This is a genomic window from Paenibacillus elgii NBRC 100335, assembly GCF_004000865.1.
In the GTDB taxonomy this organism is placed as follows: Bacteria; Bacillota; Bacilli; order Paenibacillales; family NBRC-103111; genus Paenibacillus_G; species Paenibacillus_G elgii.
This window is the reverse complement of sequence record NZ_BIMB01000048.1, coordinates 14,574-39,753: the sequence shown is the minus strand read 5'-3', so window position 1 is coordinate 39,753 and position 25,180 is coordinate 14,574. Positions and strand designations below refer to the sequence as shown.

Sequence of the window (25,180 nt, the reverse complement as noted above, 5' to 3'; positions counted from 1 at the left end):
TGCAGCATGGCTTTCTTGCGCATTTGTTTCATCCCCGCTTGATAAATGAAAAAAAGTGCCGCATACTCACACATAAACAGTGGTACATTAAACCTTTCCCTTCTCAGGAGGCACGATGACATGTCGATTAACAAAAAGGTTTTGATTATAGACGATGAGGAAGCCATTTTGAAGCTTGTAGCCACGGTTCTGCGCAAAGAAGGCATCGAGCATGTCATCACGGCTACGACGGCGGAAGACGGATTCGCTCAATTCCAGCTTAAGCAGCCCGATCTTGTGCTGCTGGACATTATGCTGCCGGATGGGGAAGGCTACGACGTGTGCAGGCAAATTCGAGCGATCTCGAAGGTTCCGATTTTATTTTTATCGGCCAAGACGGAGGAAATCGACAAAATTTTAGGCTTTGCCATCGGCGGCGACGATTATATCACCAAGCCGTTCAGCCCCAAAGAGCTGGCTTACCGCGTCAAGGCTCAATTGCGCCGGGCCGATTATATGCAGCCGGAAGCCGGGAAGGATACCGTCTTAACAGCGGGACCCTTTGCATTGAACGAACAAAAAGCGGAATTGTTAAAGAATGGGGTGACCATTGAATTAAAGCCGAAAGAGCTCGGGTTAATGAAGTACTTCCTCCAGCACGTGAATAAAGTGATCAGCAAAGAAAGGCTTTATGACGCCGTCTGGGGGGAGGATTTTATCGGCATCGACAATACGGTCATGGTCCACATCCGGAGGCTGCGGGAAAAAATTGAAGAGCAACCTTCCCAGCCCCACTATTTAATTACCGTCAAAGGCTTGGGCTACAAGCTGGCCATCGAGGATGAATAGGTTATGAAATGGAAGTTAACAGTAAGATATCTGATCTCGGTTGTCTTCGTCGTCATCTTCATTATTTTCGTAAACCTGTTCCTTACGCTTGCTTTGTTAACAGCCAGGTCTGTGCTAAACATCCCCTTCTTTCAAGAAGAGGAACACTCTCCCGAGCAATTTACACGACAGTTTCAGGATCAGATCGTGATTTCCGGCGATGCACCGACGATTGCCGACGCAGGCAAGGAGGAGCTAAGCAGTTGGAACGCGTGGATTCAAATTTTGGATGAAGCCGGGAAGGAGCTGTTCAGCTACAGGGCGCCGGAAGGGCTGAAGAAAAGCTACACTCCCTCGGAAATCGTGCAAATGTACAAATACAAGGAAGTGAATGGCGAGACGACGGTTTTTGTCGGAGACAAGAAAGTGGGCGGCCGCGCCTACAGCTATTTGATCGGGATGGAAAACCGCAATATCAACCGGTATTTTATTTTGTACGATAATCAATCGTTGTTTGGCATGGTAAAGGTTGGCGGCATCGTTCTCGTTATCGATATTTTGATTACGTTACTGATCGGGTATTTCTTGAGCAAACAGCTGACCAAGCCGCTGTATACGCTCATCGACGGGATCAAGCGGCTGGCAAGCAATGAATATTTTCATGCCCGGCCGGCGGGCGTCTTTAAACAAGTATTTTCGAATATCAATCATTTGTCCAATCAGTTGAAGGCGAATGAGTCGGAACGCAAAAAATTGGATCGGATGAAAGAGGAATGGGTCACGAATATTTCCCACGACATTAAAACGCCTCTGGCCTCGATTCAAGGCTTTGCCGAAATGATGAAGGACCCGGATTACCACTTTACCGAAGACGAAATCAGGGAATATGCCGACATTATCGAGAAAAAGTCGCTTTATATCAAAGAGGTCATTGAGGATTTAAGCTTAACGACAAGATTGAAAAATAAAGAGCTGACGTTGAATAAAAAAGCGACCAATCTCGTCGTGTTATTGCGAGATATCGTGATCGATATCGTCAATGATCCTAAATACGCCAAGCGCCACATTGAATTTCAGGCCAATCAAGAACACATCCCGGCGGAGTTGGATGAAATTCTCGTGCGCAGAGCGATCCACAATTTAATTTACAACGCGCTGATCCATAATGACGCCAACGTGAACATCGCCGTCCGGATTGAAAGGACCGATCGGATTCACATCGGCATCCAAGATAACGGCAAAGGCATCCGAAAAGAGGAGCTCGACAAAATCTTCGACCGCTATTACCGCGGCACCAACACCGGAGATGCGCATAAAGGCTCCGGACTCGGTATGGCGATAGCCAAAGATATTATCCAGGAGCACGGTGGAGAGATAGCCATTCATAGTGAAGTTGGCCGCGGGACGACGATTGACATTCTATTGTAGATTCGGTTCGGTGACGAGGGGAAGGGAGCGCGGCAAGGCCGGCTCCCTTATGTTTTACTTGACGAGGACTTTAAGCGGGGAAGACTTCGTAGTACCGAATGAGTTCACCAGCTCGCACGTATAGGTATACGTTCCGGGCTTTTGGTTCGTGAAGGTTTTAACCGCCTTTTGCGCTTGCGAGCTATTGTCCGTCAGCTCTTCCTCATAGATCAGCGTATCGTTTTCATACAATCTCCACGTGTCGCCGTTATTGCCCCACCACATGTTCATCGTGATCGCATAGTCCTTTTCGTTGTTCCAGTTGTTGTGGCTTAAGCTGGGAGAACCGGGAACGCCGGTCGCCTTCACCGATCCGCTCGCATTGCCGATTTTGACGCCGACCTTCATGGCGCTGCTGGCGGGGACATTCGCGTTCACGGAAATTTTCGTATCGGTTCCTTCGTAAGTCGCGCTCGAAGGCTTCGTCTTCGGGCCAAACGATGTATTGAAACCGCTTGCGTAATAGTGGTCGTATGTGCCGCTCTTCTTCGTATCGAGCTGGCTGTAGCCGAGCGTGCCTTCGTTGGCTTCTTCGAGATCGACCAGCTTCCGCTGTTCATTCGTATTGCCGCTCTGCGTCTCGTCCACGTGCCAGATCGCGATGCCCGGCTTGCCGCCCTTGAGCGACTTTTCCAGCGCCCGGTCATATCCCACAAAGCCGCGGTTTTCCAGCAGGAAAAACTGTCCCGGCGTGCTTGTGTTGATTTTGACGACGTTGTAAGCGTTCGGGTTCGACGGCTGAATCGTGTTGAGCGTATACGTATACGAGCCGTTCGCGCTCACCTCTGTCGGCTTCACCCACCCGAGGCGGTATTTGGACCAAGCGTCCATATGAACCGGCGTGGAACCCGCGTAGTTGTTCCCGTAAGAGCCCCATGACCCGCCGGCCATCAGGCTGTGCGGACCGACACCCATGGAGGAATTATCCGTGTCGTACAGATCTGGCAGACCGAACAAATGACCGGTCTCGTGAACAAGCACACCCATCGTCGCCATATGGTCGCCGTGGTTTTCGCCTTGCTGGATATACTCCAGGTTCACCGTTTTGCCGTCTCCCTGCCATGTTCCCGCCGACCAGCGGTGTGCCCACAGACTCGGCGTTCCGCCAGCACTGTAAGCGGCTTCATAACCGGCCGTGACGGTTACCAGAAACAGCTCGTCCCGCGTAACTTTGCCATCGTTGTTCGTGTCGAAGCTGGCAAAATTGACGTACGGATCGGCAGCCGCTATGGCGTCCCTGACGATTTTTTGGTTGGCTGCTCCGGTGTTGCCTCCCGTATTCGGGTGAGGATAGCCGAGCTTGACACGAACGATGCCGTCGCCTGCCGCGCCGTACGATTCCGCCGCAGGGCCGATCGTCATTTTTCCTGCGCTGACCTCTTTGTAGTAGTGCTTCACCGTGCCTTCCTTATCGCCGAAAAATTTGTCGCTCCACTCGCTATCGGAATATTTCATGCCGATATCGGTGAAATCTACGAGCATCACAAGCAGCTTGCGGGAGCTGCCGGTGTTGATCGGCGCAAGGGACGGGCCGGGGTCCGGTTCTCCGAGAAACGGCGCGACATTGGATTTAATCTTCTCCGAGATCTGCTGTTCCTGCGCCCACTGCTTCACCTGCTCTTGCTTGAGCGTCTGATCCGGTTTCGGGTCAATGTTCACCCTGTTCCCGCTTGGTTTGAGCGAAAATCCTTCAATTACGGCATAATTCCAAAATCCGTTCTTGTCCTGCACTAATACGTCGTCATCCACCCCCTTGGTCCAGTTCAGCCATTCGTCACCCTGCAGAGCCGCTTGGAACGTCTCCCCTGTCGGCTGCTTGAAGACTTCCGTTCCGCCATAAGCCGGAACCCCCAAACTCACCGATGCGCTGCCGAAGTAGGCCAAACCTGAAATAATTAGACCGCATGTTAATTTCTTCAATCTACCATTCCTCCCTTATTTTTACTTCAACCTCAGTATAAGGGATACTCTAGCGGCTGAGATGAGTTGATAGAACTACGAGAGAGTATTTATTTTATATGCCGAACGGGCTAGTTCATCTTCACTTCATGGTAAATTTATCCTAATCTATCGACATAAAGGGTGCTCTGCGCAGTCTGGATGTCGAAACGGCCTGTCGATGATGTCGACAGGTGACGGACATGGACAACAAAGAAACCGGCCGTCCCCAATGGTAAATATAACCATGGGGACGACCGGCGGTGAAGGTCAAGCTGCGTGCCAGAGACGGGTATCGTTACGAAATCGCGAACTTGGCGGAGAAGTTCATTTTTTTCACAAAGGAGCTGTTCGCCCCGGCCTTAAACTGAACGTACAGTGGACCGTTCTTTGGCGCTGTAAAAATACGCCCGTAAGGGGTATTCGTATTATACGTGCCGAGCGCTTGACCGTCTGCATCATACACGGTATAAGTAATGGGGAATCCTGAGTTATAGACGAAAACGGTAAGCTCTTCACCTTTATTCAGAACAAAAGCTTCTTTTTCGGTTTCCTCGTAAGAAGTCAGCGAGTAATATTTTACAACCTCTCTTGCTTCCAAATTCGCATAGCTGCTAGGCGTAGCAGTACCGATGTCCGTTGGACTGCTTGCCATAACCGAGGCGGAGACGGACAGCACCAGAGCCGTCGATAATGCGGCAGACACGATTTTCTTGTTCATAATTTCCCTCCGATGGATGATTTTTGTAAAACCATCCCTATTCTACCATTAACCATGCTAGATTTCAATTTTTTGGTAGAAAAAAATGATCGAAGGAGGGAAACTGCATCCTGTCTGTCCGAGACTCCGGTCCCTAGTGCAGCCTGAACGTCATTCACCCGTCCGCGCTCCGTTACCCCGCCTGCTTCGCTTGCACCGCTCCTTGCGTCCTCTTGGCCGATCTCGCCCCGCGGATCGTGTTGAGGTTCACCAGCAGAATGCCGACGATGATCGTGATACCTCCCGCGATCGCCTCCCAAGTGACCGCTTCCCCGTACAGCAGAGCACCTAACGCAAAGGCGATTAACGGCGAAATATAGAGCCACGTGGTCGGGAAGAACGGATTCGTCTTCGCCACGAGCCAGTAAAACAAGCTGTGCCCCATCATCGACCCGACCACGGTCAAATACAGCAGCGCTCCGATTCCCTGCCCCGTTGTCAAGGCATTCATCGGTTCGCGCTCCGTGAACAGGGACAGAACGAGCAGCAGAATTCCCCCGTGCATCATTTGTATGGCGTTCAATGCCAGCGGCGACGTCTCCGGGTACCGCACGAGCGCCCGCTTGGCATAGAGCGCTCCCGACGCATAGAACAGTTCCCCGATCAGAATCGCGCCGCAGCCCACCACCCAGAACAGATTCGTCTCCACGGACAGGTTAGGCGCTACCAGCAGCCCCACTCCCGCAAAACCGAGCACGCATCCGATGACGGAGCTGCGGCTTGCCTTGTTCCGCAGTACGATGCTTTGAATCAGCAATAGGAAAATCGGCCCCGTCGCAGATAAAATCGCCGCCAGTCCGGAGCTTACATACTGCTCGGCCCAATACAGCGTCGCAAACGTGCCGAACGTCAACCCGATCCCTGTCGGCAGCAGGTCCTTGCGCCACAATAGCGAGAAGCGCACTTTTCCCGTGGCCAACGCCCAGACAAAGATAATCGCGCCCGCCAACAGGAACCGCATGCCGGCCGAGAAGAACGGAGAAAGTCCCGCGTCGATCCCTACCTTAATCATCAAAAACGTCGTGCCGAAAATCAAACACATCACCGTATAGCCTAACCACACCATGTCTCTCTCCTCCTTCTATTTCTCCATCATAGAAGAAGGGGCACAGAACAGATCAATTATCGCAGAACAGATGACGAAAAAAAGTGCTACAATGGAGATAAAGAAAGGAGCGTGCGACGCGTGAGCAAAATTTACCCATCCGCCGCCCAGCCTGCCCGGCTGTACGAGAGCGTCTGCGACGACATCCTGAAACGGATCGACCGGGGGGAATGGGACGAGCTCGGCAAGCTTCCTTCGATCCGCGAGCTCGCCCAGGAGCTGGGCGTTCACCGGCTGACCGTGTTCAAAGCCTACCAGCTGCTGAAGCAGAGCGGCAAAACGTACGTGAAAGACAAATCCGGCTATTATCTCAACACCGGCAGCTTGCCGTCCGACCTGACGGCGATGCCTGCCGTACATTCTCATATTCAGCAAAATCCACTATCGGACATCCAGCGGGTTCCGGTGGTTTACCAGTTCTCCCAGGCGCTGCTTGATCCGAATTTGCTGCCGAATCAGTACCTCTCGGCCTACGTCAAACAAGCCTTCGATCTGTATCCCAAAGTGCTCGGAACCTACGCGCCCGTCCAAGGCGACGCTGAGCTGCGTGAAGCGATGACCGAGTACTTGGCGACCCAGCACCGCCTCTCTCTTACGCCCGGCGAGCTGCTGATCACTTCCGGGGCGCAGCAAGCGCTGGACCTGCTGGCCAAGACGCTGCTCAAGCCGCGGGATGTCGTGCTTGTGGAGCGTCCGACCTACGGCGCGGCGATGGATATTTTCCGCAGCTACGGCGCGCAGCTTGCCTCTGTGGACATCCATCCGCACGGTTATGATTTGGAGCAGGTGGCCCGATTGATGAAGGAGCGCAAGCCCCGCTTCTTTTATCTCAACCCGACATTCCACAACCCGACGGGCTATACCGTGTCCGCAGAACAGCGGAAGCGCCTGGTCGAGCTGGCGGCGGAGCACCGCTGTCTTCTGGTGGAGGACGATGCGTTTCACGATATTTACTTCAAGCAGCCACCACCGCCGCCCCTGTTCGCCTATGATACGGAAGGGTATGTCGCCTACATTCGCAGCTTCAGCAAATATATCGCTCCCGGCTTGCGCATCGCCGCCGTGGCGGCCCGTCAGCCGGTCATCGGCAATCTGCTGACCGCCAAGTCGCTCGCGGATAACGGCACGCCGCTGTTGAATCAAAAAATTTTTCTGCTCCTCTTCTTCTCCGACCGGATGCAGCGTCATCTGGAGAAGCTCCGCATCGCGCTGCACGTGCGGATGAGCATTATGGAGGAAACGCTGTCCGGCACCGGCTTGTCGTGGACCAAGCCCGCGGGCGGCTTAAACTTATGGATCAAGCTGCCCGACGGGATCAAAGCGGGACCGTTGCTGGCGAAGGGCATCGAACAGTCGCTCACGTTCGTGCCCGGCACGATCTGCGATCCGCTGGCGGAATTCGACGACCGGATTCGCTTGAGCTACTCCTACGCTAATGAAAACCAGCTGCGCGAGGGCGTCCGGCTGTTGGCCGGGCTGCTACGTTCCTTAGCCTAATGCGCGGCGTACAGACAAAAGCCCGCCGTTTCCCCTTCGGGAACGGCGGGCCATTTGGTTTTGACAAAACACTAGAGATATTCCATCTCAGGCTTCATATACTTTTGCCATCTCACGCATCGTCTGGGAGTTCATTTTGCTTATCTCATCGATGAGAGCTACACGGTAGCTGCCGTTTCCTTGTTGACCGGCTGTTTCATAAGCAATCTCCCCTGTAATTCCCATGCATAAAAGACCGGCGACGGCCGCCATGCGGTAATCCGTCGTAACGCCGCAGAACGAGCCGATAAGGGACGTACTCATGCATCCTGTGCCGGTTATAGAGCCGAGCATGGGATGCCCATTCTCAATGCAAATTACGCTTTTGCCATCGGATACGATATCGGTCGCACCGGTGATTGCCACCGCACAGTTATATTGCTTCGCCAATCCGCTCGCAATATCGATGCCGCTTTGCAGACCGTTTTCCAAGTCTGCTTCGGAAGCGTCCACCCCCTTCGTTGTTGCGCCGAGCCCGGCGATATAACGAATTTCGGACATATTGCCGCGGATGACGCTGAATTGTAACTGTTCAAGCAGCATCCCGACCGTCTGATTGCGGAGCTTCGACGCGCCTGCGCCCACGGGGTCCAAAACGACGGGGATGCCCATCTCGTTTGCTTTCTTCCCGGCGGCAAGCATAGATTCTACGGTTCGGCTATTCAATGTCCCTATATTCAACACAAGCGCAGAGGATATGGCGGTAATGTCAGCGGCTTCCTCGATATCGTCAGCCATAATGGGCGAAGCGCCGATGGCCAGCGTAACGTTGGCGCAGTCGTTGACGGTCACATAATTGGTAAGATGGTGAACCAAAGGCTTAGTTTGCCGGACGCTGTTCACTAAATTGCCGATACTTGAGGTTAAGTTATTGTCCATTGTTGATCTCGGCTCCATTCTTTAATCCGTTTTGGTAAAGCTCATAAAAATGATGCGTCGGGCCATGGCCCTTTCCGATCGCCAAGGAATGCCGAATGGCCGTTGTGATATATTCCTTTGCCCGATGTACCGCTTCCTGCAAGCTGCACCCCAAGGCGAGGTTGGATGCAATCGCGGCTGAGTAGGTGCAGCCTGTGCCATGCGTATTTTTGGTATCAATACGCGGTGCGTCGAACGTATAAAACCGCTCACCGTCAAACAAAATATCCAGCGCGCTTCCTGATGCATGACCGCCTTTGACAAGGACGTTTCTACACCCCATACGGTAAATCGCTTCGGCGGATTTTTTCATATCTTCGACATTGTGAATGGACATACCGGCGATTTTCTCCGCTTCCGGAATATTGGGGGTCAGGAGGTCGGCAAACGGAATCACCTTTTCGATCAGCGTGTCTATGGCGGCGGGATTCATAAGCGGACAACCGTTTTTCGCATACATCACAGGATCGAGAACAATATTGACGGGAGCGTATTGCTTGAGCTTTCCGGCGACGGCCTCCATGCAATCGGGCTGGGAGAGCATACCGATCTTCACCGCGTCCACATCAATATCCTCAAACACGGCGTCGATTTGTTTTTCGATCATATCCGGCCTGACATCCTGAATGTCAATGACGCGGCTCGTGTTTTCGGCAACTACCGAAACAATGACGCTCATGCCAAAAACGCCATGCGCCGAGAACGTTTTTAAATCGGCTTGAATGCCGGCGCCTCCGCTGCAATCCGAACCGGCAATCGTGAGTACTTTTTTCAAATCTATCCTCTCCGCTCTGTACCATTGATAAAATAAAAAGCCCTTATCCTATTTCCGACAAGGGCAAAATAACACTATGAATCGTTATTTGCTTCCCTACGCCAGTATGAACTAACAGGTTCAAAGGGTCAGGTTTTAACCTTCTCAACTGCGAACAGTCCCCCCGCAAACGATAAGACATATTCAGTTTTAGCGTATAAAAATAGAGCGCTCTCTCGTTCGTGGAAAGCGCCCTAATCATCTACATATAGACATGTAATGATTCGCTTCCCTACGCCGGTATTAACCGACAGGTTCAAAGGGTCAGGTTTTAACCTTCTCAACTACCAAGTAGTCCCCCCGCAAATTAGTTCCATTGAAACATACGCTTATCCAAAAGTCAACTGCATCGGTCACGTTTACTGATAACAAACAGACGATACTGAAGTGACGCAAATGGCACCGGCCCCGAATTGCAGGAGGATCTGGATAAGCTGGCGAAAAGGTGAAGACGATCATAAAGTTTTCTGCACTTGGGCAAGCATGATATTTCCGTGCATAGATTGCAAGGATTCATTTATCTTCGAATCCTATAATTTATTTGGAAAGGAGAGTACGTATGGACTGGCTGGATCGCATGAACAGCGCAATGGAGTATATAGAAAGACATCTGTCTGAGACGATTGATTACGACCAGGTAGCTAGGATTGCCTGTTGTTCGACTTATCATTTTCAACGAATGTTTTCGTTCATAACGGATGTGCCGCTGTCAGAGTATATTCGGCGCAGACGGCTGACTCTTGCCGCGTTCGAACTTCAAAACAGGGATGTTAAGGTCATTGATATCGCTTTAAAGTACGGTTACGAATCACCTGAAGCATTCTCCAGAGCGTTCAAAAAAATGCACGGTGTAATGCCTATGTCAGCGCGCGATAAGGGCATGTCACTGAAGGCCTATCCTCGGATGTCCTTTCATATTTCAATTAAAGGAGATGTGGGGATGAACTACAAAATCGAGGAAAAACAAGCTTTTGACATGTTCGGTGTATCGACTGAAATCAATGCTGACGGCGAAAATCCGTTTATTGAAATACCTGCTTTTTGGAGCCAATGTATTTCCGACGGAACCGTTGACCAAATCCGTACCGCCGCAGGTTTAGGTGAAAATGGACAGCTTCATGCAGTGCTATATAACAGACGAGGTAACGTATTTTCCTATATGATCGGGTATTATTTGCCTCAGAGCGGTCTGCCGGAAGAGTTTGAAAAACTGTTAATTCCTTCGCAAACCTATGCGATCTTCTCAACAGGTCAATATCCTGATGGACAAAGCAGCATTCATACATTATGGAAACGCATTTGGGGGGAGTGGTTTCCGACCTGCAACTACGAATCCGCAAATGGTCCCGAGTTTGAAATGACCTACGACAGAGGCAATAACCTGTATGAAATGGAAGTTTGGATGCCGGTAGTAACAAAAAACGAATCGTAGGCAAATAGGGGAAAATGGTGTTAATTCCTTTGCATCACACGGCATAATCGGAAGCCCGTCAAGGAATGCAATTTATCTTGATGGGCTTTTTCATATTTCGCCGCTCTTTACAACATCATATCCTTAGGGTCATCACATAAACTCTCTGCTAAATTGGCAATTTTGCTTATCATTTCATCGGAAGCATATGGCTCCAGGGGATTGTCCCATATGGGATGTTTCATCAAAACTTGGCGAGTAACAATATGTAAATACAGCGCTAAAGTCGAAATCATTTGGCAGAATTAAAACGATGGAGCCTCTTTTATAGTTTCTTGCATGCCATAAATATTCATGTCCTGCTATACATAATAATCGAGCACCGATTTTGATTTCGTGGAACCATACAAAAAAACAACCGCAGGACGTGCCTGCGGTTGTTTCTTCAGGTAGAGCCTTCGGCTCAGCCCGCCTCCTGTCCCCGTCCTCCGCCGGTGAACTGGCTGCGGTACAGCTCGGCGTAAAAGCCTCCTTGTTCGAGAAGCTCCTCGTGGGTACCTTGCTCGATCACGCTGCCTTTGTTCATGACAAGAATCAAGTCGGCCTCGCGAATCGTAGACAAGCGGTGCGCGATAACGAAGCTGGTTCTTCCTTTCATCAACTCGTTCATCGCCTTCTGAATATGAACCTCCGTCCGCGTATCGACGCTGCTGGTCGCTTCGTCGAGGATCAGAATCGCCGGGTCGGCGAGGATCGCGCGGGCAATGGTCAGAAGCTGCTTCTGGCCTTGCGAGATGTTCGACGCTTCCTCGTTCAAGACCGTATTGTAGCCGTCCGGCAGCGTCCGGATAAAATGGTCCGCATGCGCCGCCCGCGCGGCCTGCACGATCTCGTCCTCGCTTGCGCCTTCGCGGCCGTATGCGATGTTGTCCCGGATCGTCCCGTTGAACAGCCACGTATCCTGAAGCACCATGCCGAACAAGCTGCGCAGGTCGCCGCGTTTCATCTCCGTAATATCCGTGCCGTCGACGGTGATCCGGCCGTTGCCGACCTCGTAGAAACGCATCAGCAGGTTGATCAGCGTCGTTTTGCCTGCGCCGGTCGGGCCGACGATCGCGATCGTCTGTCCCGGCTTGACGTCGATGTTCATGTTATCGATCAGCACGTCATCCGGCTTGTAGCCGAACCGGACGCCTTCGAACCGCACTTCTCCCTTCGCCGCACCAAGGCGTTTCCCCTCGGCATGCTCCGGGTCTTCCTCCGGTTCGTCCAGCAGCTCGAACACGCGTTCCGCCGAAGCGATGGTCGACTGAATGACGTTGGCAATCGTCGCCAGCTGGGTGATCGGCATGAAGAACTGCCTGGAATATTGAATAAATGCCTGAATGTCCCCGATCTCGATCGATCGCTTCGTTACCAGCAGCCCGCCGACGACGCTCACGAGAACGTAGCCGACATTGCCGATAAAGCTCATCATCGGCATAATGATGCCGGAAATAAACTGCGCTTTCCAGCCGGATTCGTACAGCTTTCCGTTAATGCCGTTGAACGTATCGACCGATTGGCGCTCACGGCCGAACGCTTTGACGATTTTGTGGCCCGTGTACATTTCCTCCACGTGCCCGTTGAGCTCGCCGAGCGCTTTTTGCTGCTCCTTGAAGTAGCCTTGCGAGCGGGAAGCGACCGCCTTGGTCACGATCAGACTGAGCGGCAGCGTCAGGAACACGATCAGCGTCATAATCGGACTGATCGTCAGCATCATGACGATGACGCCGACCAAAGTGATCACAGACGTGATCAGCTGCGTCAAGCTTTGCTGCAGCGTGCTGCTGATATTATCGACATCGTTCACGACGCGGCTGAGAATTTCCCCGTTCGTCCTCGAATCGAAGAACTTAAGCGGTAGCCGCGCCAGCTTTTCGTTCACCTCTTTGCGCAGGTCGTACACCGTCTTCTGCGCTACGCCAGCCATCAAATACTGCTGCACGTAGGTAAACGCCGCGCTTATGATATATAAAACCACCAGGATCAGCAGAATATAATGCACATAGCCAAAATCGATATGCGCACCCGGCACGCCTTTCATTTTCTGCATCAAGCCTTCAAACAGCTTGGTGGTCGCATTTCCCATTAGCTTCGGGCTGTAGATGCTGAAGATCGTGCTGACAATAGCCGCGGCAAACACGGCGAGCAATTGAAACTTGCGGGGCAGCAAATACCGGGTCAGCCGTTTCAAGGTGCCTTTGAAATCCTTCGCCTTCTGCACCGGCATGCCCATCCCCGGGCCTCTGCCGAACGGGCCACCGCCGCCGCCGCCGGGTCCCGGGGCTCTTCGTTGATCACTCATCGGGTCTCCTCCTTTCCGCCGCGCAAAGCGACCGCAGCCTCATCCGGTTCCTGGGCCGCGCCGCTTCCGGCAAGCTCGTCTTCGGAGAGCTGCGAGGAAACAATTTCGCGGTACACCTTACAGGTGTCCAGCAGCTCCCGGTGCCGGCCGATGCCCGCAATCCGGCCTTCGTCCAAAACGACGATCCGGTCGGCGTCGATTACCGTGCTGACCCGTTGGGCCACGATAAGTACGGTAGCCTCTCCCGTCTCTTCCCGCAGGGCGGCCCGCAGCTTCGCGTCCGTCTTGAAATCGAGCGCCGAGAAGCTGTCGTCGAACACATAAATATCCGGCCGCCGCACGAGTGCGCGGGCAATGGAAAGACGCTGCTTCTGCCCACCCGATACGTTCGAGCCCCCTTGAGCAATGACGGAATCGAAGCCGTCCTTCATCTCGCTCACGAATTCCGTCGCTTGCGCGATGTCGGCTGCATGACGAATTTCTTCCTCCGTCGCATCCTCTTTGCCGTACCGGATATTATCCCGAATCGTTCCCGAGAACAGTACGGCTTTTTGCGGAACGAAGCCGATCTTGGCGCGCAGCGCTTCCTGCGTCATCTCCCTGACATCCGTGCCGTCCACCAGCACGCGCCCGCCGGCTACGTCGTAAAACCGCGGGATGAGGCTGATCAGCGTCGATTTGCCCGCGCCGGTGCCGCCGATGATCGCCGTCACTTCGCCAGGCCCCGCTTTGAACGTGATGTCCTCGATCGCCGGTTTTTCCGCGCCCGGGTAACTGAACGACACCTGTTGAAACTCAACGTGCCCTTTAAGCGTCTCGCCGTTCTTGGCTTGCTCGGGGTCGTTCAGCGTAGGTACCATGTCCAGCACCTCGCGAATACGAGCGGCGGAAACCGACGCGCGCGGAATCATGACGAACATCATGGACACCATCATCAGCGAGAACATGATCTGCATCGCGTACTGCAGAAAAGCCATCAGCGAACCGACCTGCATATCGCCGCTATCGATGCGGAAGCCGCCGAACCAAATAATCGCGATCGTCGCAAAATTCATCGTCAGCATCATGACGGGCATCATGGCCCCCATAATCCGGTTGACCTTAAGCCCCGTCCCCGTCAGGTCGAGGTTGGCGTCGTTAAATCGACGTTTCTCGTGCCCGGCGCGGTTAAACGCCCGAATGACGCGAATCCCGGTCAGCCCTTCACGCAGCACCAGATTCAGCTTGTCAAGCTTCTTCTGCATCTCTTTGAACAGCGGAATCCCCCGGCTCGCAATCAAGTAAATAGCTCCGACCAGCACAGGAATGATCACGATGAGGACAAGAGACAGTTTGGCATCCTTCGACACGGCCATGATGATGCCTCCGATACACAGCATCGGCGCACTGACCATCATCCGCAGCATCATCGTGAGCACCTGCTGCACCTGCGTGATGTCGTTCGTCGTTCTCGTAATGAGCGAGGCCGTGCCGATCCGGTCGAACTCCTGCAGCGAGAAATTTTCTACATGCTCGAATACTCTGCCGCGCAGCCGCTGACCGAAGCCTGCGGCCACCTTGGAGGAATAATAGCTTGCCGCGACGGAACAGGCCGTGCCGGCTGCCGCCACCAGCAGCATAAAACCTCCGATCTGCAAAATATAGGGCGTATCTCCCTGCACGACCCCAATATCGACGATATCGGCCATGAGCGTAGGCAGATACAAGTCGGATAAAGACTGCAGGAAGATCAAAGCCAGCACGAGAGCGATAGGCACACGGTACGGCTTCAAATAAGCAAACAACTTTAACATGCTTTATTATCATCTCCACTCGCTTGGACCCGTCTCCGGCACCAGAAAATGCCGGTTAGATAGATCATTGAATATTTTAGACATATTTAATTAAACAATTTAATTTTATGCTTGCTTTTCGTCCATGTCAAATCCAAATTCGACTAAAAAAAAGAATGCCCTTCACCCGGTTCAGGCGGAACATTCTTTGCCTACAACGATAGCCGAAGCACTATAATAATAGAAAAAGGAGGGATTCGGATGCGGGACCGCACTGTGATCGTAACGGGGGCCAACTCCGGAATGGGGCTCGCTGCGACGGTGGAGCTGGCAAGACTGGGGGTGCATGTCATTATGGCCTGCCGCAGCCGGGAACGCGGCGAACAGGCGCTGCAGGAAGCGCAGCGGCAGAGCGGCTCGGACCGGCTGCGGCTGATGCAGCTGGATCTCGGCTCGCTGGCCTCCGTCCGCGCCTTCGCCGCGGCGTTCGATGAGCAGCACGATACGCTGGACGCGCTTATCAATAATGCGGGCGTCGTTGCGATCAAGCGGCAGACGACCTCCGACGGCTTCGAAGCGATGATGGGCGTGAATCATCTGGGGCACTTTTTGCTGACCAATCTGCTACTGGAGCCGCTTCTGCGTTCGCCCCAAGGGCGGATCGTCACCATATCGTCCGGGGCCCATAAGATCGGAAACATTCATTTCGACGACCCGCATTTGACGAAAGGATACAGCGTGTGGAAAGGCTACGCGCAGTCCAAGCTGGCGAACATTCTGTTCACGAAGGAGCTGGCGGAGCGGCTGAAAGGAACGACAGTGACGGCCAACTCGCTGCATCCGGGCGCGGTCGGCACCAATCTCGGCGTCGACCGCGCCACCGGCTTCGGCCGCAGGATTCACGCCTTGCTGCGGCCGTTTTTCCTGACCCCGGAGGAGGGCGCCCGCACGACCGTTTACCTCGCTTCGAGTCCGGAGGTAAGCTCCATCAGCGGCGAATACTTTTACCGCAAACGGATTGTGCCGGTATCCGCCCGGGCTCAAGACATGGAGCTTGCAAGCAGGCTGTGGGCCTGGAGCGAGCAAGAGGTTGGGCTGTCAGGCGATACGGGGGCGCGGCGCTGACTTTCATTCGGGCCGTCTTTGGATGGACGCGAATGTCCGGCAATCCTAGCGGCTTTCCGCTACCCGAACGCTGCTTGGAATAAGGCGCGGCGCTTCCACGCTTCGGGCCATCAAGTATTGGGCCAGGTAGTAGGTGACCATGACTCCGTATCCGGCCCATGCCATCGGCGTCACGAATTTATTCCATGCGAGCAGTGAATCAGAAAGGAAGAACAGGATCGAGCCGATCGCAGCGCTCCGGCTGCCGCTCAGGACGGCCGTCCAGACCATTACGGAAATGACGGCCACATAAACTACGATAGGAATCCATAGGCTGCCGTTGCCGGGACTGGCGAACATGCCGTCATGCAATCCGGTCAGCAGCCCGACGCCGTAAGCGACAATCGGGAGCAGAGAAAGTAGGCGTGCCAGAGTCGGACGGCGACGGGTCAGCAGCGCCAAGATGTAGAACACGTGGGCGATCAAGAAAGAGCCGACGCCCAGCGCAAACCATTGATTGCCGGGGAGGAGCAGCAACGCGTCGCCGACGACGGAGAAGCCAAGCCCGGCGAGCATCAAGCGCCGATACACGCGGGAAAAGGGGACGGCTGTCAGCGCAAGCGCGATAATGAGCAGCATCGTCCCCGGTTTCAGAATCCATCGCAAGAGCAGGTTCTCGGCCGCCATTGCGATGAGATACGCGGCCCCGGAGCAGAGAATCGCCGCGGGCAACAGTTTTCGGTACATTTTTATAAACCTCCCTGCGTGAATGTAGCTAACAGGTTCAGTTTAGCAAATGCAGTTTAAAACACGTTTAAAACCACGCCGCGAAATTCGACCCCGCTGCCCCTTGCGAGCCGTCACCATCCGATTACGGTCTTTTGGTAAAGATTTGGAAGGTGACGCCGAACTTGTCCGTAACTATGCCGTAGGCCGGGCTAAAATAAATCTCCTCCAGCGGCATCCTTACCTGACCGTCCTGCTGAAGCGCTTCGAACAACCGCTTCGACGTTTCGACATCACCGCTCGTCATGCAGATGCTCAGTTGGTCGCCCCGCTGTCCGAATTCACCCGGGAAACCATCGGCTACGAACAACTCCGCTTCGCCGATCTTGAGCACGCTGTGCGCGACACGCGATTTTACTTCTTCCGGCATCGGTTGCCCGGGGGGTTCCGGCGCTTGGCCGAAGGATTGCTTGAACACCACCTTGGCTCCCAAAGCTTGCTCATAAAAACGGATCGCTTCCTCCGCCTGACCATCCAGCATAATAAAAGGGGTAATTTGCATCGTCATTCTTCAACAGCTCCTTTGAGTTTATCGTTTCGGCCGGCCTCGTTTAAATCAGCTGGTCTTGGTTCTTATTGTAGCTTATAATAGTGACAACTATTGTCACAAATACAAAAATAATTGGAGCCAGGCCATGTCCAAATCAAAGCGACTGATGGATTTGATGATGACCGTCAATCGAAAGAAGAAATTTACCGTCAAAGAGCTGGCGACCGAGTTTAACGTATCGACGAGGACGATTCTGCGCGATTTGCAGGAATTGAGCGAGCTTGGGGTGCCGTTGTATTCGGAGGTGGGACCTCATGGCGGGTATCAGGTATTGAACGAACGGATTTTGCCCCCGATCGCCTTTACTGAAGAGGAGGCGGTCGCGATCTTTTTCGCGTGTCATGCGCTGCGCCACTATGCCTACCTGCCCTTCGAGACCGAATCGTCCTCCGCCTTGAGCAAATTTTATTTTTACATGTCGGGGGATGTGCGCGACCGGATCGATGAGATGAAGAACCGGATCGATTTTGTGATCCCGTCGAGACAGGCGAAATTCCCCTATTTGTCGATCCTGCTGGACGGAGCCATCCGGCAAAAGGTGATCCGCATCGAATACGAATCGCGCGAAGGCGTGTCCGCCAGACTCATCCAGCCGGTCGGCATTTATGCCAGCAGCGGCTTATGGTACTGCCCCGCCTACTGCTTCCTTCGCGAAGATATCCGCTTGTTCCGGTGCGACCGGATTCGTTCCGCGGCGGAAGACAGTTCCGGAACGCAGCCGCTCGATCTCCGACATCTCTACCTCGGTAACCGGGAGGCGCTGCTCCCGTCGGAGCAGGAATTAACCAGTCTGTACGTGGAGCTGACCGAGGAGGGGGTCCATCGATGCGAGGCCGAGCATTGGTCGGCGACCAAGCTGCACCGCCGCGAGGACGGCACCGGGTGGCTGGAAGGCAGCATGCCGAAGGGAGACATTCCGTTTCTGGCGCAGTTTTTCATCGGCTTGGGCGCCGAGGCGACCGTACAACACCCGCCGGAGCTGATCGATAACATCAAGCGAAGGCTTGCCGAGATGATGGAGAGGTACGGTTAGAAATGGTTTTCAAATTGAAAATGGGATGGAGCCAACCGCTCTATCCCGTTTTTGTTTGCTGGCAGATACAAAAGAAATCCATCCAGTGATAGAAAAAATCTGCTCATATCCATGACCATGCACCAAAATTTGGTTGACCAATACGATATATCGTATTATATTTTATTCATAACGATATATCGTATTGAAAGGAGTTGCTTATACATGAGACATGATAATCACAATATCACACGCGATTCCCATTACGGACGCATAAGAATCGGGGGACGTATCCCTTGGTGGCAAGGGGATCACCACATGCGCAGCAAATACGGAGAATCCCGCAGAGGTATGGGAGGACGAGGGGAAGGCAGCGGAAAACGGCGTTTTTTCGAGCGTGGGGAGTTCAAGTATGCTTTGCTTGAGCTTCTCGACTCGAAACCCATGCACGGCTATCAACTCATCAAGGCCATGGAGGATAAAACCGGAGGGCTGTACGTACCAAGTGCCGGTTCGATTTACCCCAATTTACAATTGCTTGAGGATATGGGGTTGATCAGCATGAAGGAAGAGAATGACGGTAAAAAAATGCACTATATTACAGATAAGGGGAGGACTTTTCTTCAGGAGAGGCAAAGCAAGAATCAAGAACACTGGGAACGTGAGGACTGGCGCCCCAGGAATGATTACCGAGAACAGGACGACTTGCGGGATATGATGAAGGAATGGTCCGAGATCATCCGCCTTATTGCAAGAGCCGCGAAAGAAAGCAGCTATACGCCGGAACAATCCTCTGCATTTCGTGAAATCATGCAGAACCTGCAACTGGAGTTGACCGGATTGTTGGATAAAAAAGCTCACTCTCGTTCTGAACAGAACCGAGAAGAGATTCAGGCTGATGCAGGAGGATGGCAACATGATAAATGATGAAAATAAAAATTTCAATGTAGACATTCATGCGCATGTTTGGAGCACCGAATACTTAGATATGCTGGAGGAGTTTGGCGCAACACATACTAGCGTGCATCGAGGGGTTGGGGCCGAGCCGACTGAACAAGATTTACAAACTCGATTTCACTTCATGAATAAAGCAGGGATTGACCTGCAGGTTCTCTCTGCTGTTCCACAAGTCCCCTATTTTGAGAACATACAGCATGCCACACAAGCTGCCATTTATATTAACAACGAGTATTACGAGCTAGTAAAAAAGCACCCCGATAAATTTGCAGCTTTTGCTTCTTTGCCCCTTCCGCATATTGATGCTTCCCTTAAAGAACTTGCCAGAGCGATGGATGAATTAGGAATGCGTGGGGTTGCCATTACCACATCGATTTTAGGAAAGAGTCCGGTCGATGCTGAATTTACTCCTATTTTTGAAGAATTGAACCGGCGAAAAGGTATACTTTTCATTCATCCCGCTGGTTTTGGCGCACATTCTTCCCACATCCAAGACTATCATTTAACATGGAGGATTGGATCGCCTATTGAAGATACGATCATTATCGGCCAATTCATTACGGAGGGGATTCCAAGCAAATATCCGGACTTGAAAATAATCATTCCACATTTAGGCGGAGCGATCCCCATGCTTCTTCCAAGGATGGATAATCTTCATTGGGAAGCACCGTTAACTCCTGAAAAAGCAAGTGTGGCAGCAAAACGCATGTGGTATGATACAGTCGGGCATGGAAATATCCAGGCGTTGCGTGCTGCGGCAGAAACGTATGGTTCCGATCAACTTTTATTTGGCTCAGACTTCCCTTACCAACATGGGGAGCTTTTACTGCGAAGTGTAGACTATGTTAAAGAGAGTTTATCCTATAAAGATGCCGATCCTATTTTATATAAGAATGCTGCGAAGCTATTGGGTATTCAAAAATAATTTATGGTTGCGTCATGGGGGTGATCATCATGAAAAAGCTGTTGGATAAGTTATAACGTTCCAATCTAAAAGCGTCCGATGCCGTTCGTATTCGCGGACCGCCCGACTCCTTTGAATACCGGACCCTGACTATATTCGATGGAGGTTGGAACGAGGATGAGAACCGAACAGGAAATGATGAATTTAATTTTGGACGTTGCTGTGAACGATGAGCGAATCCGGGCGGTCGGGATGAACGGGTCGCGAACGAATCCGAATGTGCCCAAAGATGTATTTCAGGATTACGATATCGTGTATATCGTTCATGATCTGCTTTCTTTTATTGAAGATAAGCAGTGGATCGACCGCTTCGGCAGCCGGATTATTATGCAGAAGCCGGAAGAGATGAAGCTTATTCCTCCCGAGCTGGATGGAAAGTTCCCCTACCTGATGCTGTTCGCGGATGGCAACCGGATTGACCTGACCCTGTGTCCGTTCGAGCAGAAGGACAACTGGAACAGCGGCGATAAACTGGCTGTCGTTTTGTTGGACAAAGACAATTGCCTTCCCCGGCTTCCGGCCCCGACAGACGAGGATTATTGGGTGAAGCGCCCGTCGGCCAAGCTTTTTGCCGATTGCTGCAACGAATTCTGGTGGGTATCCACGTATGTCGCCAAAGGCTTGTGGAGGCAAGAAATGCTTTATGCCCAAGATCATTTGAACGTCGCCGTGAGACCGATGCTGATTCAGATGCTCGAGTGGCAGGTTGGCATCCGCACCGATTTTTCGATTAGCACAGGCAAAAGCGGCAAATATCTAGAGAAGCATCTTTCGAGGGAGAGCTGGCACGAATTGATGTCCACCTTCCCGGACGCGACTTATGAAGGGGTCTGGCGAGCCTTGTTCGCTATGGGTGACTTGTTCCGCCGAACCGCGCAGGATGTGGCGAATCGTTTGAACTACGAATACCCTCTGGAAGACGATCAGCGCGTCACCGCCTATTTAAAGCATGTTCGACATTTAGCTCCGGACGATAACCAGTGAATGGTATCGGCGTAACCCAGAGTTGAGTCGGACGGTTGCTCAAGAAATAACGCAATACAACTGTGAGTTATTCAATCGCCATTGAATTGTTATTTTTTCAAGGAAGGTGCTGATTCATCTCGAGAAGACTTGGTCAGCCCTTCTTTTTTTGGTATTTTTAAATGCGAAAATTTAAAACATCTTACTCTCATGTCGCTGTGCGGCATCATCACACCTACGTTCAATTAGGGTCAAGCCGCAGATGAAATCCTTCGATTTCTTGTTCAACATCTCGAAAAAGTAGCAGTACATGGTTACTATATTCCCCTAGCTTCTTCTCGCTCTCTTGAAAATGTAACCACCGAATCGTCAGCGGCATTTCAACCCATCCTGTCAAACAATCCCACAAAGCGTCTAAATTATTGCCATAATACTCAGGCAGCTCCAGGGCTTCTTTCAAGACGGCATGCAGTTGACCGACATTATCAATTTTTCTGCCATCTAATAGTACATCCCGCAATCCCTCATCCCTCCATGGACTCACTTTATTTGTTCAAACGTCTCATAATGGTTTTCCGTTTTGTATATTAAACCATCGTTGGAAAATAAGATTCGGTCCTTTCCCCGATGGTCAGATTTGTAATTAATATCGGCTTCGTACCATACCCTTCCCTTTTTTGCCGGTAATTTTCCTTCACGATTTTGATAGACATCGCCGCCAATGCTTTTGCCTGGAGCGACTTTATGCAAGTTTCCTTTCTGGGGGTCCCAGCCCAGTTTTCTTGCTTCGTCTTTCGTGATGAAATTATCAGGTAGTTTATTATGGGCCTTTATGTACTTTGCGACATCTTCAAAACTAGTCAGACCTTGTGTTGATTGCGGTTTTTCTTGAAGCAATCCGCAACCAGCCAGAAGCAATAGACTCAACAATGCAAACAATACGAACTTCATGACTTTCAAGAGGCTCATCCTCACTTTTTTATCAATTCGGTACCCGAATATTTACGGTAGTGATCCATTAGAAGTTTCAAAAATATCCACAAAACATGAGCCCCGTATTCCAACTAGCCATTCCATGGTCGTATTTTTTCATTTTATTCCGATGGCTCGTTTCAGTTTTTCAGTTGAGTTGGTTTTTTGCAAACGAAAAAGCACCCCATGCGCATTAGGGTGCTAGTCAATCACCGCTACTTATTGACGCGTGCGGCCGGCGCCTTCGATCCTATCCTTAATCGCCGAAGTCACGAATTTGGAGAAGCAGTTCCCTAATTTCCTTTACCCCGGTATATTAGGTATCTTGACGAACTGCATTTGGGGAGGAATAGGAGTAGCCAGTTATTGGGCAAGGTTCATGTCAGAAGCCTTATAAGCATTTGAACCCTATAAGAGAATGTGATGTACACCATCCTTAGTGGTCATCGGAAAATAAAGACCTGCTTGCTTAGCTACTTCAATTAGTTCCTTCTTAACAAAATCTCTACCATTTAAAGCATTGCCATTTTTATCAAAGACAGTGGCGTCAAAAGCTTTTCCGGCTGTGTGAGGAGCATCTTTTGAAGGCTTTGCCACTTCAGTGCCTAAACCATGTTTTTGCTTCTCTTCCTTACAAATCGTGGGGTTTTGGACAATTTCGTATAAGTGCCTCTGGTATTCGTAAGGACGGTAAGCTGAGCTAAATTGAATCCTCCAGCCCTTATCTTTTATCAGCTTGCTGTATTTATCTTTTGCGGAAATCACCTTTGGATCCACATTGCTCCAAATTAACGTATCTCCTGCTTCCATTCTTAAAGCTAACGGGTCAGTCATTTTACTCAATACATCCGCGCATTTCTTCGCAGATGCTTGAGCCGGGGATGTTACTATCCCCATACCGGAAAATAGTAGAGCTACCGCAAGCATAAATGTTACGACCGTTCTTTTCATCGCGCCGATTACCTCCCAATAAACTTATTATTTTGAAAATATGGAATACAATTCTATAATAATTCCAAATGTTGTAATTGTCTATAGTAAAAATGATAGAATCAGGAGATGAGAAAACACTGTGGCGTTGCTGACAAATTCGTTTTGTGGAGGTATGCTTAAGAATCATCGGGTGGCAAAGGGAGGTTGAATGATGCATTCCTATCGTCCTGTACAATCGCCGAAATTGCAGCCGGAGCTGCATCATCCGGGGTACATCTACCGGGAATATGTGCCGGGCCGTCAGTTAGCATCGCATATTGCTTGTTATTGGACAATGGATTTTCAGGCCGGCACCGGGAATCTATGGCATCGGGTCCTTCCGGACGGCTGTGTCGATATTATCGTGGATCTTCACTCCCCCTCTTACGGGAAGGCCGCGTTTGTCGAAGGGCTATCGACCCGTTACACAGTTTTACATTTCACCAAAGCGCGTTCGGTGTTCGGCATCCGGTTATATTCGGAGTCGGCCCGGACTTTTTTAAAATATCCCCTCTCGGCGATTGTTGGACACCATGTTTTCCTGGAAGAGCTCTGGGGCGCCGAAGGGCGGCTTATGGCCGAAGAAATAATGGCCGCAAAAGCCGCTTCGGACATCGTTGCAACCGTTGAACGCAAACTAAGCCAAATGCTGGCTTGCAGCGATACGTCTAGCCCTTCCTTGGTGTACCAAAGCACGCAGTATATGTACGAATTCAAAGGGAACTTGTCCGTAACGGATTTGGCCGAAAAAGTTAATTTCAGCGAACGGCATCTAAGAAGGGCATTTGATCGGGAGCTCGGCTTGAGCCCGAAGGAGATGCTGGGAATCGTCCGGTTTCAAAGCCTATTGCAGGAGTTTTCTAGCGGGGGCTATTCCAGCTTGACAGACTTGGCACTGAAATACGGTTACTATGATCAGTCACATTTTGCCAAAGACTTTGCACGTTATTACGGGCTGCCGCCAAAACGAATGATGAAAAAGGGCTGAAGAAGTCCGTTTTTTACTATTTTGACTGTCAGTACAAGATATATGATTGGAGGGTGAAAAGAAATCAAATCGCAACGATGGGAGTGGTGAAGCATGGCGGTTCAATTGAAGAGAATGGGGATTTTCGTGAAGGATATGAAAAAGGCTTTGGCTTTCTACCGCATGTTGGGCTTGGCAATACCGGAAAGCGCCGACGAAGAAAATCACGTTGAGGTAGAACACAACGGACTTCGCTTGGCCGTGGCCACACGGGAATCGGCGCAAGTAGTGTATGGTAGCTGGGAAGAGCCTTCCGGATATCGAATCGAGCTCGCCTTTCAATGCGATAGTCGCGAAGCGGTGGATGAGCTGTACCGTCAATTGACGGAGCAGGGACACATCGGACATCGCGGACCGTTCGATGGGTTCTGGGGAGAGCGCTACGCCATCGTGCAGGACCCTGACGGCAATCTGATTAGTCTTGCCGCTTAGCGTAAATATATGACAATAGTAAACCACTCCGTCTGGTTGGAGTGGTTTTTTTAAGAAAAGACGGCCAATTGAACGTACCAGTTAGCAGTTCAACGCTTAAACTCTGTCCCTATGCCAATTGTTCCGCAAGCTCCCAGGCATGTCCTGCCGGATCGATGAATGAAGCGGTTCGCACTCCCCATGGCCGGTTGATCGGACCGTTAAGTAGAGCAACCCCACGTTTTTTCAATTCAGCACAGACCGCATCCACATCATCGACCCGAATCGTGAGCAGGAAACGGAATCCGGATTCACGTGTCGCGACGGTTCCCGGTTTCATCAATTCGTGTGACTCGGAAATATCCAAGAGGTTCACGCTCATATTCCCGAAATTAAACACCGATGAGACCTCGTCTTCATAGACGGCTTGAAATCCGAATACTTCCTGATAGAACGCCTTCGCCTTCTGAAAATCCTCAACAAACAGCGTAATGACATCCACATTCATAGATCCTAAACTCTTCATATACACACTCCTCCTTTGAAATGGATATTCATGTCATTCAATCATAGCAAATATGAAAATT

Annotated in this window: 24 protein-coding genes and 2 riboswitches; of the genes, 11 read left to right on the top strand and 13 right to left on the bottom strand. The window is 51.4% G+C overall.

Going from position 1 to position 25,180, the window contains the following annotated elements; all coding sequences use genetic code 11:
• Positions 1 to 120: 120 nt before the first annotated feature.
• Both PEL01S_RS26765 and PEL01S_RS26760 read left to right on the top strand, forming a co-directional pair.
• The gene (locus PEL01S_RS26765; protein WP_127462426.1) at positions 121 to 828 is read left to right on the top strand and encodes a response regulator transcription factor; all 708 of its coding nucleotides are present in this window, start codon (positions 121 to 123) and stop codon (positions 826 to 828) included.
• 3 nt (positions 829 to 831) lie between these two features.
• Positions 832 to 2,235 (top strand): sensor histidine kinase, encoded by a 1,404-nt coding sequence (locus PEL01S_RS26760; RefSeq protein WP_063184859.1) that lies wholly within the window; start codon positions 832 to 834, stop codon positions 2,233 to 2,235.
• 54 nt (positions 2,236 to 2,289) lie between these two features.
• Here PEL01S_RS26760 and PEL01S_RS26755 read toward each other — a convergent pair whose 3' ends face one another.
• The 3 genes from PEL01S_RS26755 to PEL01S_RS26745 all read right to left on the bottom strand — a co-directional run bounded on the left by PEL01S_RS26755 (position 2,290) and on the right by PEL01S_RS26745 (position 6,038).
• Positions 2,290 to 4,194 (bottom strand): M6 family metalloprotease domain-containing protein, encoded by a 1,905-nt coding sequence (locus tag PEL01S_RS26755; RefSeq protein WP_127462425.1) that lies wholly within the window; start codon positions 4,192 to 4,194, stop codon positions 2,290 to 2,292.
• 316 nt (positions 4,195 to 4,510) lie between these two features.
• The gene (locus PEL01S_RS26750) at positions 4,511 to 4,867 is read right to left on the bottom strand and encodes a hypothetical protein (protein ID WP_371860728.1); all 357 of its coding nucleotides are present in this window, start codon (positions 4,865 to 4,867) and stop codon (positions 4,511 to 4,513) included.
• Positions 4,868 to 5,105: 238 nt separating this feature from the next.
• Positions 5,106 to 6,038, bottom strand: coding sequence for a DMT family transporter (locus tag PEL01S_RS26745; RefSeq protein ID WP_127462423.1), 933 nt, complete (start codon positions 6,036 to 6,038; stop codon positions 5,106 to 5,108).
• A gap of 120 nt (positions 6,039 to 6,158) precedes the next feature.
• Between PEL01S_RS26745 and PEL01S_RS26740 the strand changes: the two genes are divergently transcribed.
• Entirely contained in the window at positions 6,159 to 7,574 is a 1,416-nt protein-coding gene (locus PEL01S_RS26740) for an aminotransferase-like domain-containing protein (protein ID WP_127462422.1), read from the top strand.
• Positions 7,575 to 7,661: 87 nt separating this feature from the next.
• Here the strand turns inward: PEL01S_RS26740 and thiM are convergent, their stop codons facing one another.
• A complete protein-coding gene (thiM, locus tag PEL01S_RS26735; protein WP_127462421.1) occupies positions 7,662 to 8,492 on the bottom strand; it encodes a hydroxyethylthiazole kinase in 831 nt (276 codons plus the stop codon).
• Entirely contained in the window at positions 8,482 to 9,306 is an 825-nt protein-coding gene (gene thiD / locus PEL01S_RS26730; RefSeq protein WP_127462420.1) for a bifunctional hydroxymethylpyrimidine kinase/phosphomethylpyrimidine kinase, read from the bottom strand. The genes thiM and thiD overlap by 11 nt, the downstream gene beginning before the upstream one ends.
• 75 nt (positions 9,307 to 9,381) lie before the next feature.
• Positions 9,382 to 9,481, bottom strand: a riboswitch (TPP riboswitch).
• Between the two features lie 75 nt (positions 9,482 to 9,556).
• A riboswitch (TPP riboswitch) is annotated at positions 9,557 to 9,657 on the bottom strand.
• A gap of 247 nt (positions 9,658 to 9,904) precedes the next feature.
• Between thiD and PEL01S_RS26725 the strand changes: the two genes are divergently transcribed.
• Positions 9,905 to 10,777: an AraC family transcriptional regulator gene (locus PEL01S_RS26725; RefSeq protein WP_127462419.1), complete on the top strand. Its 873-nt coding sequence runs from the start codon at positions 9,905 to 9,907 to the stop codon at positions 10,775 to 10,777.
• Positions 10,778 to 11,219: 442 nt separating this feature from the next.
• Here the strand turns inward: PEL01S_RS26725 and PEL01S_RS26720 are convergent, their stop codons facing one another.
• Both PEL01S_RS26720 and PEL01S_RS26715 read right to left on the bottom strand, forming a co-directional pair.
• Positions 11,220 to 13,103 carry an ABC transporter ATP-binding protein gene (locus tag PEL01S_RS26720; protein WP_127462418.1) on the bottom strand — a complete coding sequence of 628 codons (1,884 nt, stop codon included), beginning with the start codon at positions 13,101 to 13,103 and terminating at the stop codon, positions 11,220 to 11,222.
• Positions 13,100 to 14,896: an ABC transporter ATP-binding protein gene (locus PEL01S_RS26715; RefSeq protein WP_127462417.1), complete on the bottom strand. Its 1,797-nt coding sequence runs from the start codon at positions 14,894 to 14,896 to the stop codon at positions 13,100 to 13,102. The genes PEL01S_RS26720 and PEL01S_RS26715 overlap by 4 nt, the downstream gene beginning before the upstream one ends.
• 240 nt (positions 14,897 to 15,136) lie before the next feature.
• Here PEL01S_RS26715 and PEL01S_RS26710 point away from each other — a divergent pair, with 240 nt between their 5' ends.
• Entirely contained in the window at positions 15,137 to 16,000 is an 864-nt protein-coding gene (locus PEL01S_RS26710) for an SDR family oxidoreductase (protein WP_127462416.1), read from the top strand.
• Positions 16,001 to 16,045: 45 nt separating this feature from the next.
• On the opposite strand, the gene PEL01S_RS26705 is transcribed toward PEL01S_RS26710, so the two are convergent.
• Together PEL01S_RS26705 and PEL01S_RS26700 are read right to left on the bottom strand one after the other, a co-directional pair.
• The gene (locus PEL01S_RS26705) at positions 16,046 to 16,726 is read right to left on the bottom strand and encodes a lysoplasmalogenase (RefSeq protein ID WP_063184870.1); all 681 of its coding nucleotides are present in this window, start codon (positions 16,724 to 16,726) and stop codon (positions 16,046 to 16,048) included.
• 124 nt (positions 16,727 to 16,850) lie between these two features.
• The gene (locus PEL01S_RS26700) at positions 16,851 to 17,273 is read right to left on the bottom strand and encodes a VOC family protein (RefSeq protein WP_127462415.1); all 423 of its coding nucleotides are present in this window, start codon (positions 17,271 to 17,273) and stop codon (positions 16,851 to 16,853) included.
• A gap of 127 nt (positions 17,274 to 17,400) precedes the next feature.
• Here PEL01S_RS26700 and PEL01S_RS26695 point away from each other — a divergent pair, with 127 nt between their 5' ends.
• The 4 genes from PEL01S_RS26695 (at position 17,401) to PEL01S_RS26680 (ending at position 21,232) form a co-directional block, all read left to right on the top strand.
• Complete coding sequence (locus tag PEL01S_RS26695) at positions 17,401 to 18,348, top strand: helix-turn-helix transcriptional regulator (RefSeq protein ID WP_127462414.1); 948 nt, start codon at positions 17,401 to 17,403, stop codon at positions 18,346 to 18,348.
• 297 nt (positions 18,349 to 18,645) lie between these two features.
• Positions 18,646 to 19,254: a PadR family transcriptional regulator gene (locus PEL01S_RS26690; RefSeq protein WP_239551486.1), complete on the top strand. Its 609-nt coding sequence runs from the start codon at positions 18,646 to 18,648 to the stop codon at positions 19,252 to 19,254.
• On the top strand, positions 19,244 to 20,209 hold the full coding sequence (locus tag PEL01S_RS26685; protein ID WP_127462412.1) for an amidohydrolase family protein: 966 nt from the start codon (positions 19,244 to 19,246) through the stop codon (positions 20,207 to 20,209). The genes PEL01S_RS26690 and PEL01S_RS26685 overlap by 11 nt, the downstream gene beginning before the upstream one ends.
• Before the next feature lie 156 nt (positions 20,210 to 20,365).
• The gene (locus tag PEL01S_RS26680; RefSeq protein ID WP_127462411.1) at positions 20,366 to 21,232 is read left to right on the top strand and encodes an aminoglycoside 6-adenylyltransferase; all 867 of its coding nucleotides are present in this window, start codon (positions 20,366 to 20,368) and stop codon (positions 21,230 to 21,232) included.
• 220 nt (positions 21,233 to 21,452) lie between these two features.
• Here the strand turns inward: PEL01S_RS26680 and PEL01S_RS26675 are convergent, their stop codons facing one another.
• From PEL01S_RS26675 to PEL01S_RS26665, 3 genes are all read right to left on the bottom strand, one after another.
• Positions 21,453 to 21,731, bottom strand: coding sequence for a barstar family protein (locus tag PEL01S_RS26675; RefSeq protein ID WP_127462410.1), 279 nt, complete (start codon positions 21,729 to 21,731; stop codon positions 21,453 to 21,455).
• Between the two features lie 20 nt (positions 21,732 to 21,751).
• Entirely contained in the window at positions 21,752 to 22,180 is a 429-nt protein-coding gene (locus PEL01S_RS26670) for a ribonuclease domain-containing protein (protein ID WP_063184877.1), read from the bottom strand.
• Between the two features lie 411 nt (positions 22,181 to 22,591).
• Positions 22,592 to 23,134, bottom strand: coding sequence for a D-alanyl-D-alanine carboxypeptidase family protein (locus PEL01S_RS26665; protein WP_174807013.1), 543 nt, complete (start codon positions 23,132 to 23,134; stop codon positions 22,592 to 22,594).
• A gap of 193 nt (positions 23,135 to 23,327) precedes the next feature.
• Between PEL01S_RS26665 and PEL01S_RS26660 the strand changes: the two genes are divergently transcribed.
• Both PEL01S_RS26660 and PEL01S_RS26655 read left to right on the top strand, forming a co-directional pair.
• Positions 23,328 to 24,143 (top strand): helix-turn-helix transcriptional regulator, encoded by an 816-nt coding sequence (locus PEL01S_RS26660; RefSeq protein WP_163768359.1) that lies wholly within the window; start codon positions 23,328 to 23,330, stop codon positions 24,141 to 24,143.
• A 93-nt stretch (positions 24,144 to 24,236) separates the two neighbouring features.
• Positions 24,237 to 24,614: a VOC family protein gene (locus tag PEL01S_RS26655; protein ID WP_127462408.1), complete on the top strand. Its 378-nt coding sequence runs from the start codon at positions 24,237 to 24,239 to the stop codon at positions 24,612 to 24,614.
• A 109-nt stretch (positions 24,615 to 24,723) separates the two neighbouring features.
• Here the strand turns inward: PEL01S_RS26655 and PEL01S_RS26650 are convergent, their stop codons facing one another.
• Positions 24,724 to 25,119 carry a VOC family protein gene (locus PEL01S_RS26650; RefSeq protein WP_108532351.1) on the bottom strand — a complete coding sequence of 132 codons (396 nt, stop codon included), beginning with the start codon at positions 25,117 to 25,119 and terminating at the stop codon, positions 24,724 to 24,726.
• Positions 25,120 to 25,180 lie beyond the last annotated feature (61 nt).